The sequence below is a fragment of the Streptomyces sediminimaris genome, assembly GCF_047049295.1.
Taxonomy (GTDB): Bacteria; Actinomycetota; Actinomycetes; order Streptomycetales; family Streptomycetaceae; genus Streptomyces; species Streptomyces sediminimaris.
The window spans coordinates 6,202,959-6,227,546 of sequence record NZ_JBJWOT010000001.1 but is presented as its reverse complement, the minus strand read 5'-3'; the positions used below and the strand labels follow the sequence as shown (position 1 = coordinate 6,227,546).

Below are 24,588 nucleotides of genomic sequence, written 5' to 3'. Positions count from 1 at the left end.
CGCGCGACAGCACGAAAGGCCCGGTCCTCCAGGGGAGGAGCGGGCCTTCGGCGTCGTACGAGCGGGACTCAGTCGAGGTAGTCGCGCAGCACCTGCGAGCGCGACGGGTGGCGCAGCTTCGACATGGTCTTGGACTCGATCTGGCGGATGCGCTCGCGCGTCACGCCGTACACCTTGCCGATCTCGTCGAGGGTCTTCGGCTGACCGTCGGTGAGACCGAACCGCATGGAGACGACGCCGGCCTCGCGCTCGGACAGGGTGTCCAGGACGGAGTGCAGCTGCTCCTGCAGAAGCGTGAAGCTGACCGCGTCAGCCGGGACGACGGCCTCGGAGTCCTCGATGAGGTCACCGAACTCGCTGTCGCCGTCCTCGCCGAGCGGCGTGTGCAGGGAGATGGGCTCACGGCCGTACTTCTGGACCTCGATGACCTTCTCCGGGGTCATGTCGAGTTCCTTGGCCAGCTCCTCCGGGGTGGGCTCGCGGCCCAGGTCCTGGAGCATCTGGCGCTGCACGCGCGCGAGCTTGTTGATGACCTCGACCATGTGCACCGGGATACGGATGGTGCGGGCCTGGTCGGCCATGGCGCGGGTGATCGCCTGACGGATCCACCAGGTGGCGTACGTGGAGAACTTGTAGCCCTTGGTGTAGTCGAACTTCTCGACCGCGCGGATCAGACCGAGGTTGCCCTCCTGGATGAGGTCCAGGAAGAGCATGCCGCGGCCGGTGTAGCGCTTGGCCAGGGAGACCACCAGCCGGAGGTTGGCCTCCAGGAGGTGGTTCTTGGCGCGGCGGCCGTCCTCGGCGATGATCTCCAGCTCGCGCTTGAGCTTCGGCGCCAGCTTGTCGGCGTTGGCCAGCTTGTCCTCGGCGAACAGGCCCGCCTCGATGCGCTTGGCGAGCTCGACCTCCTGCTCGGCGTTGAGCAGGGGGACCTTGCCGATCTGCTTGAGGTAGTCCTTGACCGGGTCGGCCGTGGCGCCCGCCGCGGCGACCTGCTGGGCCGGGGCGTCGTCCTCGTCCTCGTCGGAGAGCACGAAGCCGGCGCTCTCGGCGCCCTCGGGCTCGTCCGCGCCCTTGGGGGTCTCCTCGAGCACCTCTTCCTCGACGCCCTCGGCGTCGTCCTTCTTCGCGCTGGTCTTCTTGGCCGCCGCCTTCTTGGCTACGGTCTTCTTCGCGGCCGCCGGCTTCTTGGCGGCGACCGCCTTCTTCGCAACGGCCTTCTTGGCGTCGTCCTCGACCGGCGCGTCGGCGACGGGCGGCGTCTCCGGGGCGGCGGTGGCAGTGGCCTTCTTGGCCGTCGCCGTCTTCGCCGCCACCGTCTTCGTCGCGGTGCGCTTGGCCGGACTCTTCGCTGCGACGCTCTTTCGGGTGCGCTTGGGCTCCGCGGCACTGACCATCAGCGTCACACCCTCTTCCTCGAGGATCTGGTTGAGGCTGCGCAGTACGTTCTTCCACTGAGTGGCCGGAATCTGGTCAGCTTCGAAGGCCCGACGCACATCGTCGCCGGCGATCTGCCCCTCAGCCTTTCCCCGCTCAATGAGAGCCATGACAGAGACGGACTCGGCGATCTCCGGCGGGAGCGTACGGGATGTGCTGGCCGACACGAACAACCTCTCGGAACGTTGGAAAACGGCTTCCGGCCCCGTCCACGGCGGACAGGAGCCGACCGCCGGCTTGGGGATCGGGCCGACGGCGCGGGCGGGGGCCGGGAAGATGCACAGCGCCGCGAACGGCGTCCGTATTCCCTCCTCGGCTGTCACCTCTTAGGTCATCGCGCTGTTTCCGCGAGTGTTACGCCCAATCTACGTGGCCCGAGTCACAACCCGTAAGCGCCCAAAAACGAGCAAAAACGGATGAAAGACGTCATCTCGGGGCCGGATCGTTGCGCAATCAGAGGCTCGCTGCCCGTCACGCCGTCGGACCCCGCAGGATCTCCCGGATCCTGCGGGGTCCGACGGAGGCGGTTCGGCGGCCGCGCGACGCCGCGGGAGGAGGAAGGCGCTCGCCGGCCGCACCGCCCGCGGTGCGGTCAGTGTTCGCGCGGCGCGGGGACCACGCGCTCCACCTCGGGGTGGACGGTGAGCAATTGCCGCATGGCCGACTCGGCCCCCGCGCCGTCCCCGGTGGCGAGGGCGTCGACGATCCGGCCGTGGTGCCCGAGCGACGCCTCGTTCGGCCGGTCACAGCCGGTGACCGGTCCGCCGGACACCTGAAGGGCGGCCGAGACGATTCCCGAGAGGTGTTCCAGCATCCGGTTGCCCGCGACCTGGATCAGCAGGGAGTGGAACTCGCTGTCGGCGCGGGAGAAGGTGATCGCGTCCCCCTGCCCCATGGCGTGCCCCATGATCTCCACCATGTCGGCGAGCCGCTGCTGGACGTCCTCGCGCCCGTGCCCCGCGGCGAGACGCGCGGCGAGCGGCTCGATCGTCCAGCGCAGCTCGCTCAGCTCGCGGCGCTGGTCGTCACGCTGCGGCCCGAAGGCGCGCCATTCGATGATGTCCGGGTCGAGGAGGTTCCAGTCGCTGACGGGGCGCACGCGCGTGCCGACGTTCGGGCGGGCACTGACCAGACCCTTGGCCTCGAGAACGCGCAGCGATTCGCGGACGACGGTGCGGGAGACCTCGAAACGCTGACCGATCTCCTCGGGTACCAGCGGACGGTCGGCGCCCAGGTCACCGGAGACGATCATCTGGCCGAGCTGCTGTACGAGTTGGCCGTGGAGCCCGCGTCCGCGGCTGCCTGCGGCACGTCGGCCCACGCGGCCCAGCTCGGGGTCCGCGCCCTCCCAGGCAGGAGCTCCGACACGGTCGACCAAGGGGGTCTCCGCGTAGGGATAGCGGTCGAGTTCGCCCGGGCCGGCGAGACCGGAGTCTGCGGAGCGGGCGGCGGTCATCATGGTGTGCGCAAGGGTACTCACGGAACCTTTGTCGGCGCCCTCCTCAACTCCCTTGAGGGCTTTGGTGAAAAGCACACGAAAGGGTGATCGCTCACTTCGCCTCAATTGACGCCTTATCGGAAAGAAACGGGCTTCCCTCCGGGAGTTGCGCACAGGGTGGGCGCGAAAGTGTGCGGACGGTCGTCATTGGACCCGGCCGCGCAGCGTGGTGAGCAGATACGCGCAGAGCAGAGCGGTGAGCGACAACGTCAGGGCACCTCCCACGGGTTGGGCGATCACTCGCGCCACGGCGGACAGATAGCGCTCACCTCCGAACGGCCACTGCACCATGAGCACCTCGCGAAGCCGCAGCGGGAATCCGGCCGCCGTACGAACGGACGATCCCACCAAGGCCTTTTGTACGAGCGGAACGACGACGACCGGTACGGCCAGCACGGCCGCGAGTCCCGCCGTGGTGGACCGGAAGACGCCCGCGGCCAGGACGCCGGCCCACGCACATCCGACGACCAGCCCGAGCCAACTCGCGCTCAGCGACAACCACTCCGCGGGAACTTGCGTGAGCTCCCGTCCGTAGACGACGTAGAGGATCTCGGCGTCGCAACCGAGCGTGGTGAACGCCAGCATCAGCGCGGTGGCCGTGGCGACGAGGAGTTTCGCCGCGAGCAGCCCCAGCCTGCGGGGCACGGTGCCGCGGTCCGCCGCCAGCGCGGGATGGCGGAACTCGTCGCCGAAGGCCAGCGCACCGAGCAGCCCCGCACCGAGCGCGGCGGGCGGCAGCGGCAGCTCTCGCGGCCATGCGGCGAGCAGTCGCTCCTGCGGGGCGTGCCCGGTCCGCGCCAGGAGGACGGCCGTGAGGACGGATACGGCGAGCACGGCCGCCGCGGTGAGAAATCCGGTGCTGATGCCGGTGGCGCGACGGAGTTCGTAGCGCAGGGGGCGGAGGGGGGAGGGAGCGGGGCGGGGGGAGATCGGCGGAGGCAGGACGCACGCGTCGTCGTTCCGGGCCGGCGGGATCCGGCCGGGACGCCGATGACGCCAGGCACCGGCCGACGTCGTGGAAGACGGTTCCGCGCCTGCCGGAGGGAGCTCGTCGACCGGGTCCGAGCTGAGCGGCGCCGCCTTCGCGTCGGGCTCAGGTGCCGCGTCGATGTCGTGCACCCCGTCAGCGCCATGAAGCCCGTCAGCGTCATGAAGCCCGTCAGCGTCGTGAACCCCGTCAGCATCGTGAACGGCGTGGGCGTGGGGAACCGCCCGGGCTTGCTGGACAGGGTCGGCTTCGTGCGCCGTGTACGCCGCGTATGCCGCATGCGCTGCATGGGGCGCATGGGTTGTGTGGGGCCTGTGAGTTGTGTGGGGCGAAGGGATTGTGTGGGGCGCAGAGACTGTGTGGGGCGCATGGGTCGTCTGGGTCTCGTGGGCTGCGTAGGCCCTTTGGGTCGCATGGGCTGCGTGGGCCGTGTGGGTTGCCTCGGCCGCGTGCGGGGTGTCGGCCGCGTGCGGGGTGCCGCCGCCTGACTGCGGCTGGCGGTCCGTTGCCGGGCGCCGGGTGAGGGTGTCCGTCGCTCCGGGCCCCATGTCTGCGACCTCGTCGGCGAGTTGATGCACGAGGACCCCGTGGCGGAACGCGGTCTCGCCGACGTCCGCGCAGCTACTGCCGTACACGGAGAGGCGGTTGCCGCCCTCACGCACGACCTCCACCGAGCGCTGCGCGCCGCGGGCCTCCTTGGTGAGCAGGTCGGCGAGGCGCGGGGCGTGCGGGGTGCGGACGGCGACGCGAGGGCGCAGCCGGGTGCGGGCGAAGTCGCCGGCTTCCTGGTCGGCGACGAGTCTGCCCTGCTCCAGGGTGACGACCCGGTCGGCGTTGCGGGCGGCCTCCTTGGGGTCGGCCGTGGTGAGCAGGACGGTGCCGCCCTGGGCCGCGTGCGCGTGCAGCATGCCGTACATCCAGCGGGCCTCGCGGGCGGAGAGTCCGTCGGCGGGCTCGTCGAGTACGAGGGTGTGCGGACCGGGCAGCAGCGCGCAGGCCAGCCCGAGGCGGCGGTCCATGCCGCGCGAGAGGGCGCCGAGGCGCTCGTCGCGCAGTGCGGCGAGGCCCACCGCCTCGAGCACCTCGTCGGCGCGGCGGACGGTGACTCCGGCGGCGGCGCAGAGCATGCGGAGATGACCGCGGACGCTGCGGGACGGGTGACCCGGGACGTCACCGAGGACCACACCGACTTCGCGCGACGGATGCGGGATGCGGCGCAGGGGGCGGCCCCTGAAGTAGGTGATGCCACGGCCTTGTTGAAGTTCGAGCATGAGTCTGAGGGCCGTCGTCTTGCCTGCCCCCGGCGCACCGAGCAGCGCGGTCACGCGGCCCGAGTGCGCGTCGAAGGAGACGTCGTCGACGGCGCACGGAAACCCCTTGCGGGGAATGCTGGTCAACCCGAAGACCTGGATCACGGCAGCAAGATAGCGCGCTATGTCCGGTTTTGCGGGGATCGCGCGCCCGAGCCTCTGTCCGTGACCGACTCGCTCCGACGCCGCTACGCGCTCTCTGCCGGGTCCACGGCGCCGAGTTCGGGCTCCGCCGTCACACTTCGGGGCGCAGCATCGGGGGGTTGAGCAGCGTGGCGCCGCCCGCCCGGAACAACTGTGCCGGGCGTCCACCCTGACGCGTGGTGGTCCCGCCGGTCGGGACGAGGAAGCCCGGGGTGCCCGTCACCTTGCGGTGGAAGTTGCGAGGGTCGAGGGCCACGCCCCACACCGCCTCGTAGACCCGGCGCAACTCTCCGACGGTGAACTCGGTGGGGCAGAACGCCGTGGCGAGGGAGGAGTACTCGATCTTGGACCGGGCGCGCTCCACGCCGTCGGAGAGGATCTGGGCGTGGTCGAAGGCGAGCGGCACCACCGGTTCGCCGTCCCGGCCGTAACCACCCTGCTGCAGCAACTCCTCGACCGGCGCCCAGCGTGCGTTGCTGGCGTCCCCGCCCGCCCGGGGCGCGGGCAGGTCGGGCGCGAGCGCCAGGTGGGCGACGCTGACGACGCGCATACGCGGGTCCCGCTTCGGATCGCCGTAGGTGGCGAGCTGCTCCAGATGCGCGCCGTTGTCCTGGGTGGGGACGGACGGCTCATGGGCGCGCAGCCCGGTCTCCTCGGCGAGCTCGCGGGCGGCGGCCTGCGACAGATCTTCGTCGGCCCGTACGAAGCCGCCTGGTAGCGCCCAGCGCCCCTGGAACGGTGGCTCGCCCCTGCGCACCGCCAACGCACACAGGGCATGACGGCGCACGGTCAGCACGACCAGGTCCACGGTGACGGCGAAGGGGGGAAACGCTGACGGGTCGTAGGGCATGCGGCGATCATAGTCGTCTGCCTGACGATAAACACTCCCTTCGCCGGTTGCTTCGCCGGCTGATCCACATCGGTCCGTTTCACACCTCACCACGGTGTTCCGGCGGCTGCGCCGTGGTGCGCCGGCTGTGGTCACGCCCCCAGCTGCAGCCCGTCGGCGGCCTCCTCGACCATGGCGAGGCCGAGACGGCTGACCCGCACGGAGAAAGGGGCGCCGGCTACCCGGAGGCCGGTCAGGACGATCTCCCCGAGGGGAGCGCTGCGCACCGGGCGCAGCGTTACCGTCCGGGCGGGGGCGTCGGGGCGGATTCCCGCGAGCGTGAGGGGCAGCAGAACGCCGGCGGCCGCGGCGGTGGCTGCGGGGCGGCAGGCCGCCGGATGCGGGAGGGGAGCGCTGCCGTCGGTGCGCTGTTCCCCCGCGTGCATCTCGGGCAGCCGGTACCCGAAGGTCCCGGCCGCGGCCAGGGCTCCTCTCAGCAGCGAGCTCGCCTCCTTCTCGTAGCCTGCGGTGGCGAGACCTGAGACGGCGACGGCGGTCTCGTGGACCCGCACGGCTCCGGTGCGGTGGCCGAACGGGTTGTAGCCGGCTTCCTTCGCCGCCAGCCCGCGCAGTCCCCAGCCCGAGTCCATGGACGGGCCGCCGAGCAGCCGTGCCAGTTGTTCGGTCTGCACCCTGTCGAGCAGTCCGGGTGCCGGTTCGCCCCCGCCGAGCAGGCCGGTGTCAAGAAGATGGACGGCGGCCGCGCCCAGGTGCGGTACGGCGGTGCCGTCGGGGGTGAGGGCGGCCGCCGGCCGGCCGCCACCCGGGTCGTCGACCCAGAATCCCTCCCGGAACGCCGTCCGCAGCTCCTGGGCCCATTCCCGCAGCTCGGCGGCGCCGGGTCTGCCGCAGGCGTCGAGCAGATCGGCACCCAGCAGAGCGGCACGGTGAGCATGGGCCTGGGTTTCGCAGCGAACGGGCCCGCCGGGCTGCGGGTCGCACAGATAGGTGCCGTCGCCGACGGTCGTCCTCAGCCAGGTCAGGCAGCGCTCGGCCGCCGGCAGCAGCGCCTCCGTCTCGGGATCGGCCAGTCCCCAGCGGCGGGCCTCCGCCAGAAGCGCCGGGAAGAGCAGGGTGGCTTCCGTACCGGTGCAGGCCGGTGGCAGGTGGGTGCCCGCGTCCCGCCGCGACCCCGGGATCATGCCCGACTGCGGCCCCGCGCCCCGGAGTTGGATCCGGGCCAGGGCGCGCAACGTGCCCGCGGCCAGCCGGGTACCGAGGGCCAGCGTCATCCTCGCCGCGGCCAGCGCGTCGGCCGGGGCCGGGCCACAGCGCCAAGGGGCTCCTGCCGCGAGGTGCATGTCGGCCGGGTGAGCCGGATCGCGCAACAACAGGGCGTTCAGGTCTTCGACGCTTGTCCGCAGCAGCGGCTGGACCCGGGGATCGTCGCCGGACGCCTCAGCGGCGGCGAGAGGGCTCATGACCGAGCGGCCCACCGCCCGGCCCGGGCCGGCGCCGTCCGGCCGTACCCTCAGCTCCACACTTCTGCTGCCGCCGGGAGGGAGCTCGAACTCCCAGCGCAGCAGTCCCGCGGAGGCCAGCGCGTCCATGGGCGGTGGATCCGCCGTGACCGAGGAGCTTCCCGTGGGGCAGGACCAGCGCAGGCCCGAGTCGCGGACGCTGGCGGGCAGTTCGGGCCCCGCGGTGCCGGAGGCGATGGCTCCCAGCTCGGCCAAATCGGTGCCGAGTGCGACCTCGACCGGCACCCGCAGGGGGCGAAGTGCCGCGCTGAGCAGCGTGATGCGCTCCGTCCCGTCCGCGTGGCGGATGCGTTCGACGACGACGTCCGGGTCCGGACCCGAGTGGGGGGAGGCGCGCAGAGCGCCCACGAAGCGGGCGCGGTCGGCCGCAGTCATGCGGGCTTGCACCGCCAGCGGTTCGCGCCCGGACACCCGGAGCCGGCAACGGGAGAGCAGCCGCCGGCCCGCGCGGTAGAACCCCTCCAGCCCCTGGCCCGTCATCTGCCCCTGGTCCGTCGAGACGGCGAGGGCCGGCAGAGCGACACAGATCATGGTGGTGTGCGTGGGCGGCAGATCGACGGGGCGGCGAGCTGGTGGGGGCAGGAGCCCGCTCCGGCCCGTCGAGGACGACAGGGGCGACGGGGACGACAGGGGCGACGGGGACGACGGGGACGACGGAAGCGGAGGGTCCGTGCGTGTCTCCGGGTGGCGCGCCGGGCTCACCGATCCGGCCGTGTGCCGGTCGGGGCACGCCGACGTGGACGCAGGTGCGTTCCGGGGCCGGTCTGTCACTGCGGGCATGGGCCCCTCCTGGCCGATGGGTGAGAGGGCGCGCGGGGCGTCGGTCGTGAACCGGGGCTCGGGCCGGCCGACGCCCTCCGTACGGGTCGGCAGGTCGGCTCTCACTCCGGTAGGCGTGCCGGACCGGTCGAGCGAACTCTCGCCGGCGGCGGAAGGCGGAGTCAGCTGATGCATGGCGTGGCTTCCTCTGCGCTGGGTGCGCCTCGGTCGTGTGCCGCGCCGGATGGGGGCTCCGGACGGACGTGGCTGGGTGGCGGCACGGGCATCGCGGTGCTCGGCCACACAGGTGAACGGAAGGACAGTGCTCCGGGTCACGCTCACGCGGGACGCGGCTGAACTCGGTCCGGTGGCGCCGACCAGCGCTTCCCCGGAACGCATTCAGGCCTCGTCCTCGATGCCGTGGCTTCCGGCGCGGGGGCTGCCAGGACCGGAGTGCGAGTCTTCAGAGCGGCTGCCGCGGCGGCGTGCAGCGTTCTTCCCGGACGGACGCGGCCGCGTGTGTTCAGCCCGTGCGGGGCCGGGACGGGTGCCGCCCGCCGCGGATGTGCGCGGGCGAGGAACCTTCGTTCCGCTCCCCCGCGCCTCCGCCTTCGCCGGGCGGGCACGGCCGCCCGCCGCGCCGCGCTGGCGGCCGCCGCGTCGTGAGCGGGGAGTCGGCCCGTCCGTTCCGGTCACTCGTCCCGGCTCGACGGCTGAGGCGGACACCGGCTCGCTGAGGCCGCCGCTGTTGCTGCTGAGATCCTTGTCCCGGCTGAGATCCTCGGCCCGGCTGAGATCCTTGTCCCGGCTGAGATCCTCGGCCCGGCTGAAGCCCTCCTCCCGGCTGAGACCCTCGTTATCGCCGAGCCTCTCTCCCGCACCGAGCCGTCCCTGGGCTGCCATCTGTCCGCGGTTGCGGTCCTCCCGCTCCGTCCGCAGGCAGCGCCGGATCGACTCAGGATCCAGTCCCTCGTTGCACGCCTGGTGCAGCAAGCGTGCGAAGAGGTAGCCCGGATCGGCACCCAGCGCCATGGCCAGTGCCTCGCGGGCCTCCAGGTCGTCACCGGTGGACCAGGCGACCCAACCGGCCAGAGTCAGCGGTGCCGCCGCATGTTCGCCGTAGGTACCGACGCACCTGCGGGCCAGGGCTCGCCAGAGCCGGAGCGCGGGAGCGGCCTCCTCCCCTTCCATCCATTCGGCCGCTCGGTCCCGGGTCACTCGGTCCTGGAGGCCGAGAATCAGTGTCGCTGCCTCGTCGTGCGCCAGCAGTTCGTCATCGCGCAGATCCGACATGAGCACGCTGGACACGGGTGAGGCGTTCGTGAGGCGACGCATGATCCGTTCGGCCAGGTCCAGTGTCTCCTCGGCCACGCCCGCGCGGCCGACGTCGTCGAGGATCCTTGGCACCAGCGCCATGCTCACGGCATCGAGGGCGCTCTCCTGCTCGAGGGCGGCGGCGGTCTCCCAGGGTTGCAGTCTGGCCCGCAGCTCGCGCAGAGTGCCGCGCACCTGCAGGCCGGCGTAGGTGGCGGCCGCGGCCAGGACAGAGGTGCCGGGCAGCCCCATCGGCATGCCTTCGGGAGGGCAGCATGCCTCGTTCACGCAGCAGTACGACCAGAAGCGGCCGTCGGCGATGCACAACGCCTCGATCACCGGCACGTCGAGGAGACCGCATTCCACGCGCAGCTTCTGGGCGAGCGGGCGCAACCGCTCCATGACGTCCCGCCCCGTCTCGCCCTTCTCCGGTTCCTGGCAGAGGTAGGCGACCATCTGCTCGGGCCGCGCTCCCCTGCGCTCGCTTCCCCTCACCAGCCCCTGAGCCAACTGACGTGCCACGGACCCCCAGTCGTCCGGGCCGGCGGGAATGCCGAGCCGGGCGCGCCCGCCGAACCGGCCACGTACGTCCTGGTTGTGCAGGGCGACCAGGACGATGCTGTCCTCGGGTCGGTAACCGAGCAGATACGGCAGCGCGTCAGCCAGTTCTGCCGGGGTGCGGAGCGTCACCTGGTCCGCGGGACCGTGGCTGTCGTAGGCGGTGCAGTCGACTTGCGCCGGGCGGGGGTCCGGGCGGTGGGCGGTGCGGTCGACCTCCTCCGGGCGGGGGTTCGGGCGATCCGCGTACGCGTCGTCGAGGCGCCCCGGCCGTACATCACCGAAGGCTGCCGGACGCTCGCCGCCGGAGGGCCCCGGGTTCCCGTCGTCGAAGCGCCCCAGCCCCTCCCCGTCGAGGTCGAAGTCGTAGCCGCCCCGCTCCGCGTCCTTGCCGTTTTCGGAGGATCCAGTGCTTTCGCCGTGATTCGTCATGCCCTGACGATCTCGCGAAATCCCGAACTCCGCTTTGCCCTGTGGATAAGTCGGGCCAGGGACACGCCAATACGCAGCTCCACGTACTCCCGACACAGCCGACCGGCTCCTCACCGCCCGGGGCGCGCGTTCACACGCGTGCTCAGCCCGTCGCGGCAAGAACCAGCGGAAGCACCCGCCCGCTGCCCGCCCGGCGGAGCAGCCGTGCGGCAACCGCGAGGGTCCATCCGGAGTCTGTGTAGTCGTCCACCAGCAGAACGGGCCCAGGAGCCCCGGCCAGCGCACCGGCCAGCTCCTCCGAGACGGTGAACGCGTCCGACAGCGCCCGCAGCCGCTGAGCCGAGTTGCTGCGCCGTACCGCGTGCCCGCCCCCCGATCCGCTGTACGTCAAGGCACCGAGCAGCGGGAGGCGGCCGACGGCCGCGATTCCCTCGGCGAGCGAACGCACCAACTGCGGACGGGCCAGGGACGGTACGGCGACGACACCCACCGGCCGGTCGGTGGCGTCCGCGACGTCCGGCGCCCAACCGCCCGCGGAGCGCGCCCAGTCAGCGAGAACCGCCACGGCGGCCTGCAGGACGTCCGCGGGGACCGGACCGTCTGGCGCGTGCTCCGCCAGCAAGGGCCGCAGCCGGTTGCCCCAGCCGATGTCCGACAGCCGTCCCAGAGCCCGCCCGGTGGAGCACTGCTCCCCTGCCGGGATACGGCCCTTGAGTTCGACTCCGAGGGCGGGCATCCCCGTAGGCCACATCCGGCGTGGTTCGATCTCCACCCCGGGGCGGTCCAGTTCCTTCGTCGCCGCGGTGAGCGTCTCCGCCGAAACCGAGGGATCCGCCCAGGGGCCCGCGCAGTTGTCGCAGCGGCCGCAGGGACGCGCCCCCTCGTCGTCCAGTTGCCGGCGCAGGAACTCCATGCGGCATCCGGTCGTGCTCACGTAGTCGCGCATGGCCTGCTGTTCGGCGCTCCGCTGCCGGGCCACCCAGGTGTAGCGCTCGGTGTCGTAGACCCAGTCGGCGCCTGTGGTCGTCCAGCCGCCCTTCACCCGCCTGACCGCGCCGTCCACGTCGAGCACCTTCAGCATGGTCTCCAGCCGGCTGCGCCGCAGATCGACCGCCGCCTCCAGGGCGGGCACGGAGAGCGGGCGGCCCGCGTCGGCGAGGGTCGCGAGGGTCTGCCGCACCTGGGCCTCGGGCGGGAACGCCGTATCGGCGAAGTAGCGCCAGATGGCCTCGTCCTCCTTGCCCGGCAGGAGCAGTACGTCGGCGTGCTCGACGCCGCGGCCGGCACGGCCCACCTGCTGGTAGTAGGCGATCGGGGAGGACGGTGAGCCGAGGTGGAGCACGAAGCCCAGGTCCGGCTTGTCGAAACCCATGCCCAGCGCCGAGGTCGCGACGAGTGCCTTGACCCGGTTGCCGAGGAGGTCGTCCTCGGCCTGCAGCCGGTCGGCGTTCTCCGTGCGGCCCGTGTAGGAGGCCACCGGGAAGCCACGCTGGCGCAGATACGCGCTGGTCTCCTCGGCCGCGGCGACCGTCAGCGTGTAGATGATGCCGGACCCCGGCAGCTCGTCCAGGTGCTCGGCGAGCCACGCCAGGCGGTGCGCGGCGTCCGGCAGGTGCACCACGCCCAGCCGCAGGCTCTCCCGGTCGAGCGGGCCGCGCAGCACCAGGGCTTCGCCGGAGCCGGTGCCCAGTTGCTCGGCCACGTCCGCCGTGACGCGCGCGTTGGCGGTCGCGGTGGTGGCCAGCACCGGCACGCCGGGGGCGAGGTCGGCCAGCATCGCCCGCAGCCGGCGGTAGTCCGGGCGGAAGTCGTGGCCCCAGTCGGAGATGCAGTGTGCCTCGTCCACCACCAGCAGGCCGGTCGTGGCGGCGAGCTTGGGAAGCAGCTGGTCGCGGAAATCCACGGAATTCAGGCGCTCCGGACTGACGAGGAGGACATCGGTCCCGCCACGCTCCACCTCCTCGTGGATGGTGTCCCACTCCTCCGGGTTGGCCGAGTTGATGGTGCGCGCGCGGATGCCGGCCCGCTCCGCCGCCTCGACCTGGTTGCGCATGAGCGCCAGCAGCGGCGAGACGATCACCGTGGGGCCGGAGCCGCGTCGGCGCAGCAGAGCGGTGGCGACGAAGTACACGGCCGACTTGCCCCAGCCGGTGCGCTGGACGACAAGGGCACGCCGGTGGTCCCGCACCAGGGCCTCGACCGCCTGCCACTGGTCCTCCCGCAGCCGTGCCGGCCCTCCGGCATCGCCCACCAGCTGAGCGAGGATGGCGTCTGCTTCGGTGCGGAGCTGAGGTTCGTCCATGCCTCCATGCAACCCGACGGCACTGACAATCAGCCACTTCACGCTGTGTGACGACCGCGCGGCGAACGGTTCGGGAAACGAACGCACCGGCCGGGAGACCGTCCCGCCCTCTGGCCCACCGCCGCCCCAACGGTGTACGAACGTGAGGTGAACGGCCGCCCCACGCGTCGCGGCAGGACACCTTGGGTAGGGATATAAACCACACACCGCCAGATTCTGGTCAGCGCGCTCAATTGCTCGTTGCCGCAGCCAAGTTAGACCGCAAGAATTGAAGTCCGCTCCCCGCACGGCTCGTCCGTGGGCCCGGCAGGGCTCTGTTTGCGGTGCGCGCTCCCCCGTACAAGACCTCCGCCCGTAGTGCGGGCGTGTAGCCGAAGGGAGGACCGTGACCTTCGGATTCGCTCCGTCCTCGGCGGCCGCGTCGGCGTCGGCCGACCTGTCCGCCGCGTCCGCCAACCCCCTCGCCCGCATGCTCGAACCCGCGGAGTGGGCCGCAGCCGGGATTCCCCTGCTGCGCAACCCCCGGGAAGTCGTCAGCGGTCTGCACGCCCGGCACCATCCCCGGCCGGCGACCGCCGTCGTGGCCGTGCTGGATCCGGAGGAACGGCTGTGCGCGAGCGCCTCGTTCGTCCGCCGCCCGGCCCCGGCCGACGGCTGGATGTTCCGCAACACCCTGCTCGCCCAGCTGCGCCGGGTCATCCCGCACGACCTGCGACGCCGCACACCGGTACGCACCGCCGTGCTGCTCTACTGCCGGGAGGGGGACGCGCGCTGGACCGAGGAGGACGGCGCGTGGATGTGGGGCCTGCGTGACGCGTGCACCCTGCACGGGCTGCGCTGCGGCGCGTACATCACCCTGACGCGGGACGGCTGGCAGGTCCTCGGCGAGGGCCGCGGCGGCCGCCGTCCCCACGCGGGGTCGACGCCGGAACCCCTCGGCTCGTCCGAGGCACCGCCCCCGCTGCCGCGGACCGGCGGTGCCGCCTCGGAGGTCCTGCGCCGGGCGGCGGCCCGCTGAGAGCCCCGGCGGGCGCCACCGGAACCTCGCCCGTCGGGCGGCACCGAGCCCGCCGTGCCACCACGTGCCACCACCGGCGGACGCACACGTTCGCCGGGCCGTGCCGAGGTCGTCCGCGCATGCCGGAATGCCCGCTGTGCCCATACGGCCGCCGCGGCGTCCGAGCCGTTCCGGCGCCCTCGCGGAGGGACCGGAGAAGACTCAGACGCCCGCGCCCAGAACCGAGTTGATCTGCTGCGGATCGCCGCAGACGATCAGCAGGGCGCCGGCCCTGGAGAGGGCCAGCGGCAGCGCGGTGGCCGCGGCCGCGTCGGAACCGCCGTTGACGGCGACCACGACCACGGGTCGGGACGCGGCGCGACCGGCGGCAGCGGCGTCCGTGTAGAAGACGTCGTCGCCTGCGTCGTGCTGCGCCCAGTAGGAGGTCTCACCGAAGGACAGCTCGTGGGCGGCCCACGGGTGCTGTTCGCCGGTGGTGATCACCAGTACTTCTCCGGGGGCACGCCCGGAGTCCAGAAGCAGGTCCACGGCCTCTTCGGCGGCGTCGAGCGCGCCGCCCGCCGGGGCCGGGACCAGCTGGATCTGCGGAGTGGCCGCCGAAGCGGCCGGGGCCGAAGGCACGGGCTTCGCCGTGGCAGCGTCACGGCGCTGCGCCGGCGGCGCGGGCCGAAGCGGACCGGGACGGCCGGGGCGCGGCGGAGCCGCGGGACGCGGACCGGGTACGGGACGGGGGGTCGGCGCGGTGCGGCCGCTGGCCGGCGTGGCGCGGGGACCCTGGGCACTCTCGTGAATCTGAGGCTCCTCGGGAATGAGAGGCATGAGCTGATATTTATCAAACGTTGGTGCGGCTCGCGTCGGCGGGTGGCACAACGAGTGCGAGCGGATGCGTCAGAAGTCGAAGCCGAGCTGGCCCTCGATCTCCCGAACGCCTCCTTCCGCCCAACTGCGGACCTTCTTGAGATGCTGCCACTGGGGCAGCGCATCAAGATACGCCCATGACAACCGGTGGTACGGGGTGGGGCCCCGCTCCGCCAGTGCGGCCTTGTGCACGGGTGACGGATACCCGGCGTTGTCCGCAAAACCGAAGTCTGCATGGTCGACACCCAGTTCGGCCATCATTTTGTCGCGCTGAACCTTGGCGATCACGGAGGCCGCGGCAACCGCCACGCACGACTGGTCGCCCTTGATCACCGTACGGACCCGCCAGGGAGAGCCGAGGTAGTCGTGCTTCCCGTCGAGGATCACCGCGTCGGGACGGACCGGCAGGGCTTCCAGGGCACGCCCGGCCGCCAGACGCAGAGCGGCGGTCATGCCCAGATCGTCGATCTCCTCCGGAGAGGCGTGCCCCAGCGCGTACGACGTCACCCACTTCTCCAGCTCCACGGCAAGGGCGGTACGCCGCTTGACGGTGAGCAGCTTGGAGTCGGTGAGGCCTTCGGGGGGCCGACGCAGACCCGTGACCGCGGCACAGACGGTGACGGGGCCGGCCCAGGCGCCGCGCCCCACCTCGTCGACACCGGCAATGATCTTCGCTCCGGTCGTGGCGCGGAGTGAGCGCTCGACGGTGTGAGTAGGGGGTTCGTACGGCATGGCGCCCTCAGCCTACGCCTCGTGGATCACCCGGCGACACCCCGGTTTCCGCCGACCGGCTCCCGGCCGCCGCGAGGCGCCGTCAGCCGGCCCCGGGCCGCAGCAGCGGAAGCATCAACTGGTCGACCATTTCCTCGAGATCGCGATCACCCCATTCGCTCCCGCGCATCTTGTTGCGGTACATCATGATGGCCGGGATGGCGTCGAAGACGTAGTCGTTCGCCGCGTCGGAGCGGACCTCGTTGCGCTCTATCCCACGGACGACGATCTCGCGGAGCAGCTTGAGCAAGGGCTCCACGATGCCGTCGAAGATCACCGCGTGGAAGCGCTCCGCCTGAACCGGATCGCATTCGTGAATCACTGCGCGAACCGCGAAACCCGGACGGGAGAACATCGCGTCCCTGGCCCCACGGCACAGAGCGAGCAGGTCCTCCCGGACGCTGCCCGTGTCGGGAGCCTGCTCGAGGCGCGGCAGTCCGGCCTGGAGCGCGTCCGCGACGAGGTCCTCCTTGGACGGCCAGCGGCGGTAGACCGCGGCCTTGCCGGTCTGGGCGCCGGCCGCGACACCCTCCATGGTCAGGCCGTTCCAGCCGACCGTACTGAGCTGCTCCAGGGCGGCTTCGAGGATCGCCCGTTCGAGCACGGGGCCGCGCCGACGGAGGGAGGCCGCCTGAGCGGGGGCGGCCGTCCAGCGCGAGGTAACCATCTGAGTCTCCAGCTGGCATGAGGAGCGGATATTCGGGGATGGAGCGGCGTCACGCGGCGACGTCGGGGGATTCGCCACGCCACACCGATTTAAGTGAACGCTTGCGTTCTCTATCGGGGACTCACTACCGTTGGCGGAACAGTGAACGCGAGCGTTCACTAACGTATCCGTGGGGGACCCATAGTGACAACCTCTCAATTGATCAAGGCCCAGAGGCCGGGCGCGGCTCGCCGGGAGGGGCATCCCGGCATCGCCCTCGCAGTCATCGCCGCCTGTCAACTCATGGTCGTACTCGACGCGACGATTGTGAACATCGCGCTTCCGCACATCCAGAAAGCGCTGGAATTCAGCACCACCGACCTCACCTGGGTCGTCAGCGCCTACACACTCACGTTCGGCGGCCTGCTGCTGCTGGGCGGCCGGGCCGGTGACATCCTCGGCCGCCGCCGGGTCTTCATGACCGGCATCCTGCTGTTCACTCTCGCCTCCCTGCTCGGCGGACTCGCCCAGGAACCCTGGCAGTTGCTGGCCGCGCGCGTCCTGCAGGGCATGGGTGGCGCGATCGCGTCGCCCACCTCTCTGGCGCTCATCACCACGACGTTCCCCGAGGGGCCGGAACGCAATCGGGCCTTCGCCGTCTTCGCCGCCGTCTCCGCGGGCGGCGGCGCGATCGGCCTGCTCGCGGGCGGCATGCTCACCGAGTGGCTCGACTGGCGCTGGGTCCTCTTCGTCAACGTGCCCATCGGGGTACTGATCGCCGTGCTCGCGCCGATGTACATCAGCGAGTCGGAACGGCACACGGGCCGATTCGACATCACGGGCGCCGTGACGTCGACGGCCGGCATGGCCTCCCTCGTCTACGGCTTCATCCGCGCGGCGGACGAGGGCTGGCGGGACGGTCTGACCCTCGGCTCCTTCGGTGCCGCCCTGGTCCTGCTGGTGTCCTTCGCGCTCATCGAGTCCCGCGCCAAGGAACCGATCACACCACTGCGGATGTTCGCCGACCGCAACCGCTCGGGCACGTACGTGATCATGCTGACCCTGGCCGCGGCGATGTTCGGCATGTTCTTCTACATCGTGCTCTTCGTGCAGAACGTGCTGGGGTACAGCCCGATCCAGGCCGGCCTGGCCTTCCTGCCGGTGACGGTCGTGATCGCGATCGGCGCGGGTCTGTCGCAGCGGTTCCTGCCGGTGCTCGGACCCAAGCCGTTCATGCTCACCGGCTCGGCTCTCGCGGTGATCGGTCTGGCCTGGCAGACCCTCATCAGCTCCGACAGCTCCTATGTCGGCGGGGTGCTCGGTCCGATGCTGGTGTTCGGCTTCGGCATGGGCCTGAACTTCGTCACGCTGACCGTCACGGCGGTTTCCGGGGTCGCCCAGCACGAGGCCGGCGCGGCCTCCGGACTGCTCAACGCCATGCAGCAGGTGGGCGGCTCGCTCGGCCTGTCCATCCTGACCACGGTATTCGGCTCGGCCAGCAGGAACGAGGCGGAGAAGCAGCTGCCGAAGTTCCTCACCGACGGTTCGCCGGAGCAGAAGGCGGAGTTCGCCAAGACGCACCAGCTGCCCGGCACCTGGGGACACCAGGTGCTCGCCCAGGGCATCTCCATGGGCTTCGTGGCCGCCGCGGCCATGGCCGTGCTCGCCTTCGGTACGGCGTGGTTCGTCATCCGGGTGCGCAAAAGCGATCTGGAGGCGCTCTCCGGCGCGGCCGCGGCGCCGGCCGGCTGACCCGGGCGCCACGCCCGCAGCGAGCCGCGGATGGCCGGACCGGGTCCAGGGGACCGGCGGCGAGGACGCCGGTCCGGCCATCCGCACACGCACCGGCAGACAGCCTCCGGTCAGGACCGCCATCACTGCCCACACCACCACGTACCGCATGACCACCCCCGCGCCCCTCGGCTGTCTCCCGCCCGCACCGACGCGTGGATCACACGGTCGATGCCGGGACAACGGACGGGCGGTCACACAGAGTTCCCGTTCGTCACAGAAAGTTTTGATCCGGCTCCGGGCCGCCGCTCGACCAGCCGCCGATGCGCTGCCTCAGGTCACCGACGTCGGACGACGGCCCCGGCGCTCCAGCCCACCGCCGTCTCAGCGCCGTCAGGCGGCCGCCCGGGCCCACTGCGGCAGGTCCTCGGTCCGCTCCATCCACTCGGCGGGCGGTGTCCCCGCCTTTCCCGCGCCGAGCACGCCGCCCACGATGGCGCAGGTCGTGTCCACGTCGCCGCCCGCCCCTGCGGTCGTCCAGAACGCCTGCTCGTAGTCGCCGAGGGATCGCGCGGCCGACCAGAGCGCGAAGGGCACCGTGTCATGGGCCGACGTACGTCGCCCGCAACCCAGTACGGCGGCGACGGTGCCGGCGTCGTCGTAGTCGAGCATGTCCCGCGCGCGCCGCAGGCCCGCGCCGACGGCGCTCTTGGGGATGAGCGCGACGACGCCGTCGAGGAGCGCCTCGGGGGCCGGCGGTCCGCCGGGAGCCGCTGCCAGCGCGGCGGCCGCCGCGACCGCCATGGAACCGGCGACGGCTTCGCGGTGCTGGTGGGTCGGATAGGCGGAGATCTCCGCCTGGTGCGTCGCCTGTTCGGGGTCGTCCGCGTACCAGGCGCCGAGGGGGGCGATCCGCATCGCCGCGCCGTTGCCCCACGACCCCTGCCCCTGGAAGAGCGCCGCGGCCAGTTCGCGCCAGTCGCCGCCCTCCCGCACCAGCCGCAGCAGGCGGTTGACCGCGGGTCCGTAACCCCGGTCGAAGTCGTGGTGGGCGGCGAAGGAGTGCGCCAGGGCGTCCTGGTCGATGCGGTGGTGGGCGGTCAGGACGGCGACCACGGAACAGGCCATCTCGGTGTCGTCCGTCCACTGCCAGGGACCGGGCGGCAGCTCGCGCCGCCTCAGCAGCGGGAGGTTCGCCGGAACGAAGAACTGCGAGCCCAGCGCATCCCCCACCGCGAGTCCACGCAGGCTGGCCAGGGCGCGGTCCATGCGCCCCCCGGGAGAGGAATCAGGGGTCATCGCTGTGCCACTCTATCCGGTGATCCCGTACGGTTCCGGCTCCCGCCAGCGTTCGAAGGGCCGGTCCAGCGTGTACTTGCCGTCCTCCCCGAGAACGAGCATCCGCATCTCCGCGTTCCCGGGATTCGACAGCGACTCGAATTCCGCGACCGTCCAGTGGAACCAGCGCATGCAGAACAGCCGCATGGCCAGGCCATGGGTCACCAGAAGTACGTTCGAGGGGTGGTCGGCGGCCTCGAAGCTGCGGAACAGGCTCTCCAGGAAGCCGCCCACCCGGTCGTACACGTCGGCCCCGGACTCCCCCTGGGCGAAGCGGTAGAAGAAGTGGCCGTAGGCGTCCCGGTAGGCCTTCTGGAGCCGTACGTCGTCGCGGTCCTGCCAGTTGCCCCAGTCCTGCTCGCGCAGCCGCGGCTCCTCGCGCACCCGTATCAGCTCGGGGTCGAGATGGAAGGCGCGCAGGGTCTCGTGCGTACGGCGGTAGGGGGACACGTACACGCTGACGCGCTCGCGGCCGAAGGCGTCGCGCAGCCGCTTGCCGGTCTCCTCGGCCTGTCGGCGGCCGCGCTCGGTCAGTGCCAGTGCGTGATCGGGCTCGCGTTCGTAGACGGTGTCATCAACATTGCCCGTTGACTCTCCGTGCCGGACAAGGACGATGCGCCGTGGTCTTGCCATGCCGAAACCCTAGATCGGGTGGGGGCTGATCGAGCACTCGTGCGGGCTCCATACGGCGTAGGTCACACATTTCCCGCAGCACAGGTCACACCGGGGCTTCCGCGATCGACGCGTTCGTGCGTCCAGTCGTCAGACTGTCCAGGTCGGTTCGAGTTCGACGATGTCGCCGGCGAGCGCCGCGACGTCCGCCTCCGTCTGGGCCCGCAGGGCCAGCCGTTCCACGCGCTCCGCGCGGTACTTGCCGTGTTCGGCGGCGGAGCGCCACATGGACAGGACGAGGAACTCGTGTCCGGGCGCCTCGCCGAACAGCCCGCGGATCATGCCGGGCGAGCCCGCCATGGCGGGATTCCAGACCTTCTCCTGCATCAGCGTGAAGTGCTCCGCGCGGTCCTCATGGACCCGGCAGTGGGCGACCCGCACCAGGTCGGCGTCCGTGAAGCGCGGTTCGAAACCGGTCTTCACGTCGAAGCGGTAGTCGAAGAGCTTGACCTGGGCGTCCTTGAACGTGCCCGCCTGGGCCGCCGCCAGCCGGTCGTGGGAACGGGCCATGAAGGAGTCGTAGAAGGCACGGCTCTCCCAGAAGGCGAAAACGTGCGCCACACCTGTCCGTCCCCGGCTCCAGCCACCGCCCTGTCCCCGAAACCCCGGCTCCCCCAGAAGCCCCGCCCACTTTCGCTGCCCCCGCTCGAAGCCGCGGCGGTCCACCACGGTGCAGCGAATCCACTTGACCAGCACCGCGCCATGGTAAGGCCACGGAGCGTGGCGCAGGTCACGCTACGGCGCACACTCCCCCGGCGCAGGCCCGCGCACGCGTGGCAGGATGGACAACCGGCTTTGTCCGCCCCGGAGTTCAGAGCGGACGCAGTGCATCGGGAACGGGGAAGGGGAAGTCTGGTGAACGGCCTCAACAAGGCGATCCGCAAGGCGGAAGTCGCACTGAGATGGGACCCGAGTCCGACGGGAGAACCGCCCACCGATCTCGACATCGTCGCCGCCACCTACCTGGCGAGCGATCCCTACGGTGAGCCCGTCTACGCGGTGCACTTCGACAGCCGCTCCCCCGACGGCACCATCTACCTCAACCGGGACAGCAAGGACGGCAAGGGCTTCGGCTGGGACGAGGTCATGACCCTCGAGCTCGACCGGCTGGACGTCCGGTACGCGCGCGTGGTGGTCGGTGTCATCATCCAGCAGCGTGCGGCGCAGCGGACCTTCGCCGGGGTGCGCAACCCGGGCGTGCGGATCCGTGAGGGCTATACGGTCCTGGCCGAGGACGACTTCGGGGGCGTCCTCGGGGCGACCGCGGCCACGGTCGGTGAGTTCGTGCGCGACGGGTCCGGCGGATGGCGGTTCAGCCCCGGCCTCCACGGCTTCGAGGACGATCCAGCGACGTTCACCAGGGTCATGGGCCGGGCGCACCAGCCCTGAGGGCCGCAGTACGGGCAGGAGGGGCGCCGGCACACGGCCGGCGCCCCTCCTGTCTCAGGGACTGCCTGTCGGGCGGGGCGTCACCCGCCCGCCGTCAGCTGCAGCCGCTCGTCGAGCCGCAGCCCTCGCAGATGTAGCAGGAACCGGCCCGCTGCATCTTCGTGCCGCAGGAGAAGCAGAGCGGGGCGTCGGCCTGGATGCCCAGCTGCATCTCCACCAGCTCGGCGCTGGTGTGCGCCTGCTGCGGGGCGGGCTTGCCCGCCTCGACCTCGGCACGCGGCGTGGCGACGGCCTTCAGCTCCTGGGCGCGGGGCGCCGACTGCGCCAGGCCCTCGACGTCCACCTCGTCGTCGGCCGGCTCGTACGAACCGGTCTCCAGGTGGCGCTGGCGCTCCTCGGCGGAGTGGATGCCGAGCGCGGAGCGCGTCTCGAAGGGCAGGAAGTCCAGCGCCAGGCGGCGGAAGATGTAGTCCACGATCGACTGTGCCATCCGCACGTCCGGGTCGTCGGTCATGCCGGCCGGCTCGAAGCGCATGTTGGTGAACTTCGAGACGTACGTCTCCAGGGGCACGCCGTACTGCAGGCCGACGGAGACCGCGATGGAGAAGGCGTCCATCATGCCCGCGAGAGTCGAGCCCTGCTTGGACATCTTCAGGAAGACCTCGCCGAGACCGTCGTCCGGGTAGGAGTTGGCGGTCATGTAGCCCTCGGCGCCGCCGACCGTGAAGGACGTCGTGATGCCGGGGCGGCCCTTGGGGAGGCGCTTGCGGACCGGGCGGTACTCGATGACCTTCTCGACCGTCTCGCGGATGGCCGCCTCGGTCTTCTCCGTGATCTCGGCCTTCTCCTTCTCCTTGGTCTTGGCGGAGAGGGGCTGGCCGACCTTGCAGTTGTCGCGGTAGATGGCAAGGGCCTTCACGCCCAGCTTCCAGGCCTCGAAGTAGATCTCCTCGACCTCCTCGACGGTCGCCGACTCCGGCATGTTGACCGTCTTGGAAATGGCGCCGGAGATCCACGGCTGGATCGCGGCCATCATGCGGACGTGGCCCATCGGGGAGATGGCGCGCTCGCCCATGGCGCAGTCGAAGACCTCGTAGTGCTCGTGCCGGAGGCCGGGGGCGTCGATCACATTGCCGTGCTCGGCGATGTGGGCGACGATCGCCTCGATCTGCTCCTCCTGGTAGCCCAGGCGGCGCAGGGCCTGCGGGACGGTGCCGTTGACGATCTGCATCGAGCCGCCGCCGACCAGCTTCTTGAACTTGACCAGGGCGAGGTCGGGCTCGACACCGGTGGTGTCGCAGGACATCGCGAGACCGATGGTGCCGGTCGGGGCGAGTACGGACGCCTGGGAGTTGCGGAAGCCGTTCTTCTCGCCCAGGCGCAGCACGTCCTGCCAGGCCTCCGTGGCGGCGGCCCAGACCGGCGTGTCCAGGTCGTCCATGCGCACGGCCACGCCGTTGGCGTCGGAGTGCTGCTTCATGACCCGGTTGTGGGCGCCGGCGTTGCGCGCGTAGCCGTCGTACGGGCCGACGACCGCGGCGAGTTCGGCGGAGCGCTTGTACGCGGTGCCGGTCATCAGGGAGGTGATGGCACCGGCCAGGGCACGGCCGCCGTCGGAGTCGTAGGCGTGGCCGGTCGCCATCAGCAGGGCGCCGAGGTTGGCGTAGCCGATGCCGAGCTGGCGGAACGCGCGCGTGTTCTCGCCGATCTTCCGGGTCGGGAAGTCCGCGAAGCAGATGGAGATGTCCATCGCGGTGATGACGAGCTCGACGACCTTCGCGAACCGCTCGACGTCGAAGGACTGACGGCCCAGGCCGTCGTCCTTCAGGAACTTCATCAGGTTCAGCGAGGCGAGGTTGCAGGACGTGTTGTCCAGGTGCATGTACTCGCTGCAGGGGTTCGAGCCGTTGATGCGGCCGGACTCCGGGCAGGTGTGCCAGTGGTTGATGACGTTGTCGTACTGGATGCCGGGGTCGGCGCAGGCCCAGGCGGCCTCGGCCATCTTGCGGAACAGTGCCTTGGCGTCGACCTCTTCGATGACCTCGCCGGTCATCCGCGCGCGGAGGGCGAACCTGCCGCCCTGCTCGACCGCGTTCATGAACTCGTCGTTGACACGGACCGAGTTGTTGGCGTTCTGGTACTGGACGGAGGTGATGTCATCGCCGCCCAGGTCCATGTCGAAGCCCGCGTCGCGCAGGGCGCGGATCTTCTCCTCCTCCTTCACCTTGGTCTCGATGAAGCCCTCGATGTCGGGGTGGTCGACGTCGAGGATGACCATCTTGGCGGCGCGGCGGGTGGCGCCACCGGACTTGATGGTGCCGGCGGAGGCGTCGGCGCCGCGCATGAAGGAGACGGGGCCGGAGGCGTTGCCACCGGAGGACAGCAGCTCCCGGGAGGAGCGGATGCGGGAGAGGTTCAGACCGGCGCCGGAGCCGCCCTTGAAGATCATCCCCTCTTCCTTGTACCAGTCGAGGATCGACTCCATGGAGTCGTCGACGGACAGGATGAAGCAGGCGGAGACCTGCTGGGGCTGCTGGGTGCCGACGTTGAACCAGACGGGGCTGTTGAAGCTGAAGATCTGGTGCAGGAGGGCGTAGGCCAGCTCGTGCTCGAAGATCTCGGCGTCGGCGGGCGAGGCGAAGTACTTGTTGTCCTCGCCGGCCTTCCGGTACGTCTTCACGATGCGGTCGATCAGCTGCTTGAGGCTGGTCTCGCGCTGCGGGGTGCCGACGGCGCCCCGGAAGTACTTGCTGGTGACGATGTTGACCGCGTTCACCGACCAGAAGTCGGGGAACTCGACGCCGCGCTGCTCGAAGTTGACCGAGCCGTCGCGCCAGTTGGTCATGACGACGTCACGGCTCTCCCAGGCCACCTCGTCGTACGGGTGCACGCCGGGGGTGGTGTGGACGCGCTCGATACGCAGTCCCTTGGCCGCCTTGCTGCCCCTGGCGCGGGAACTCCGTGCCGGACCGCTCGCCGTCTCTGTCATGCCGCCTCCCTGTAAGGGCTGAAACGCCCTGAAGTGCCACGATGTTCCCGGGGCACGGTGTTGT

At 71.2% G+C, this 24,588-nt stretch carries 17 protein-coding genes; 3 read left to right on the top strand and 14 right to left on the bottom strand.

The features are described from left to right. Positions 1-68: 68 nt before the first annotated feature. The 7 genes from ACJ9NR_RS28890 to ACJ9NR_RS28860 all read right to left on the bottom strand — a co-directional run bounded on the left by ACJ9NR_RS28890 (position 69) and on the right by ACJ9NR_RS28860 (position 13,112). Complete coding sequence (locus ACJ9NR_RS28890; RefSeq protein WP_412492041.1) at positions 69-1,604, bottom strand: RNA polymerase sigma factor; 1,536 nt, start codon at positions 1,602-1,604, stop codon at positions 69-71. 425 nt (positions 1,605-2,029) lie between these two features. Further along, the gene (locus tag ACJ9NR_RS28885; protein ID WP_412492042.1) at positions 2,030-2,917 is read right to left on the bottom strand and encodes a FadR/GntR family transcriptional regulator; all 888 of its coding nucleotides are present in this window, start codon (positions 2,915-2,917) and stop codon (positions 2,030-2,032) included. Positions 2,918-3,079: 162 nt separating this feature from the next. Then, entirely contained in the window at positions 3,080-5,338 is a 2,259-nt protein-coding gene (locus tag ACJ9NR_RS28880) for an ABC transporter ATP-binding protein (protein ID WP_412492043.1), read from the bottom strand. 130 nt (positions 5,339-5,468) lie between these two features. Further along, positions 5,469-6,227, bottom strand: coding sequence for an NUDIX hydrolase (locus tag ACJ9NR_RS28875; RefSeq protein WP_412492044.1), 759 nt, complete (start codon positions 6,225-6,227; stop codon positions 5,469-5,471). Between the two features lie 131 nt (positions 6,228-6,358). After that, positions 6,359-8,278: a glycogen debranching N-terminal domain-containing protein gene (locus ACJ9NR_RS28870; protein ID WP_412492045.1), complete on the bottom strand. Its 1,920-nt coding sequence runs from the start codon at positions 8,276-8,278 to the stop codon at positions 6,359-6,361. 627 nt (positions 8,279-8,905) lie between these two features. Continuing rightward, a complete protein-coding gene (locus tag ACJ9NR_RS28865) occupies positions 8,906-10,810 on the bottom strand; it encodes a DUF4192 domain-containing protein (protein WP_412492046.1) in 1,905 nt (634 codons plus the stop codon). 142 nt (positions 10,811-10,952) lie between these two features. Next, a complete protein-coding gene (locus ACJ9NR_RS28860; protein WP_412492047.1) occupies positions 10,953-13,112 on the bottom strand; it encodes a RecQ family ATP-dependent DNA helicase in 2,160 nt (719 codons plus the stop codon). A gap of 385 nt (positions 13,113-13,497) precedes the next feature. On the opposite strand from ACJ9NR_RS28860, the gene ACJ9NR_RS28855 reads away from it, so the two are divergent. Then, positions 13,498-14,130, top strand: a complete 633-nt coding sequence (locus ACJ9NR_RS28855) for a hypothetical protein (RefSeq protein WP_412492048.1) — start codon at positions 13,498-13,500, stop codon at positions 14,128-14,130. Between the two features lie 201 nt (positions 14,131-14,331). Here ACJ9NR_RS28855 and ACJ9NR_RS28850 read toward each other — a convergent pair whose 3' ends face one another. The 3 genes from ACJ9NR_RS28850 to ACJ9NR_RS28840 all read right to left on the bottom strand — a co-directional run bounded on the left by ACJ9NR_RS28850 (position 14,332) and on the right by ACJ9NR_RS28840 (position 16,426). Next, positions 14,332-14,949, bottom strand: coding sequence for a hypothetical protein (locus ACJ9NR_RS28850; protein WP_412492049.1), 618 nt, complete (start codon positions 14,947-14,949; stop codon positions 14,332-14,334). Positions 14,950-15,018: 69 nt separating this feature from the next. After that, on the bottom strand, positions 15,019-15,720 hold the full coding sequence (gene rnhB, locus ACJ9NR_RS28845) for a ribonuclease HII (RefSeq protein ID WP_412492050.1): 702 nt from the start codon (positions 15,718-15,720) through the stop codon (positions 15,019-15,021). Positions 15,721-15,802: 82 nt separating this feature from the next. After that, positions 15,803-16,426: a TetR/AcrR family transcriptional regulator gene (locus tag ACJ9NR_RS28840; RefSeq protein WP_412492051.1), complete on the bottom strand. Its 624-nt coding sequence runs from the start codon at positions 16,424-16,426 to the stop codon at positions 15,803-15,805. Positions 16,427-16,609: 183 nt separating this feature from the next. On the opposite strand from ACJ9NR_RS28840, the gene ACJ9NR_RS28835 reads away from it, so the two are divergent. Next, positions 16,610-18,157, top strand: coding sequence for an MFS transporter (locus tag ACJ9NR_RS28835; RefSeq protein ID WP_412492052.1), 1,548 nt, complete (start codon positions 16,610-16,612; stop codon positions 18,155-18,157). Positions 18,158-18,529: 372 nt separating this feature from the next. Here the strand turns inward: ACJ9NR_RS28835 and ACJ9NR_RS28830 are convergent, their stop codons facing one another. From ACJ9NR_RS28830 to ACJ9NR_RS28820, 3 genes are all read right to left on the bottom strand, one after another. Then, positions 18,530-19,435 (bottom strand): ADP-ribosylglycohydrolase family protein, encoded by a 906-nt coding sequence (locus ACJ9NR_RS28830; protein ID WP_412492053.1) that lies wholly within the window; start codon positions 19,433-19,435, stop codon positions 18,530-18,532. Between the two features lie 12 nt (positions 19,436-19,447). Continuing rightward, on the bottom strand, positions 19,448-20,107 hold the full coding sequence (locus ACJ9NR_RS28825; RefSeq protein WP_412492054.1) for a histidine phosphatase family protein: 660 nt from the start codon (positions 20,105-20,107) through the stop codon (positions 19,448-19,450). 129 nt (positions 20,108-20,236) lie between these two features. Next, positions 20,237-20,842 (bottom strand): YdbC family protein, encoded by a 606-nt coding sequence (locus ACJ9NR_RS28820; RefSeq protein ID WP_412492055.1) that lies wholly within the window; start codon positions 20,840-20,842, stop codon positions 20,237-20,239. Positions 20,843-21,001: 159 nt separating this feature from the next. Between ACJ9NR_RS28820 and ACJ9NR_RS28815 the strand changes: the two genes are divergently transcribed. Beyond that, positions 21,002-21,535 (top strand): TerD family protein, encoded by a 534-nt coding sequence (locus tag ACJ9NR_RS28815; RefSeq protein WP_412492056.1) that lies wholly within the window; start codon positions 21,002-21,004, stop codon positions 21,533-21,535. A 94-nt stretch (positions 21,536-21,629) separates the two neighbouring features. Here the strand turns inward: ACJ9NR_RS28815 and ACJ9NR_RS28810 are convergent, their stop codons facing one another. After that, on the bottom strand, positions 21,630-24,524 hold the full coding sequence (locus ACJ9NR_RS28810; RefSeq protein ID WP_412492057.1) for a vitamin B12-dependent ribonucleotide reductase: 2,895 nt from the start codon (positions 24,522-24,524) through the stop codon (positions 21,630-21,632). Positions 24,525-24,588: the final 64 nt, after the last annotated feature.

Coding starts and splice junctions, on each gene's coding strand:
- ACJ9NR_RS28840 (WP_412492051.1), bottom strand. CDS start 16,426: ATGGTTACCTCGCGCTGGACGGCCGCCCCCGCTCAGGCGGCCTCCCTC.
- ACJ9NR_RS28870 (WP_412492045.1), bottom strand. CDS start 8,278: ATGATCTGTGTCGCTCTGCCGGCCCTCGCCGTCTCGACGGACCAGGGG.
- ACJ9NR_RS28825 (WP_412492054.1), bottom strand. CDS start 20,107: ATGGCAAGACCACGGCGCATCGTCCTTGTCCGGCACGGAGAGTCAACG.
- ACJ9NR_RS28850 (WP_412492049.1), bottom strand. CDS start 14,949: ATGCCTCTCATTCCCGAGGAGCCTCAGATTCACGAGAGTGCCCAGGGT.
- ACJ9NR_RS28810 (WP_412492057.1), bottom strand. CDS start 24,524: ATGACAGAGACGGCGAGCGGTCCGGCACGGAGTTCCCGCGCCAGGGGC.
- rnhB (WP_412492050.1), bottom strand. CDS start 15,720: ATGCCGTACGAACCCCCTACTCACACCGTCGAGCGCTCACTCCGCGCC.
- ACJ9NR_RS28865 (WP_412492046.1), bottom strand. CDS start 10,810: ATGACGAATCACGGCGAAAGCACTGGATCCTCCGAAAACGGCAAGGAC.
- ACJ9NR_RS28830 (WP_412492053.1), bottom strand. CDS start 19,435: ATGACCCCTGATTCCTCTCCCGGGGGGCGCATGGACCGCGCCCTGGCC.
- ACJ9NR_RS28860 (WP_412492047.1), bottom strand. CDS start 13,112: ATGGACGAACCTCAGCTCCGCACCGAAGCAGACGCCATCCTCGCTCAG.
- ACJ9NR_RS28875 (WP_412492044.1), bottom strand. CDS start 6,227: ATGCCCTACGACCCGTCAGCGTTTCCCCCCTTCGCCGTCACCGTGGAC.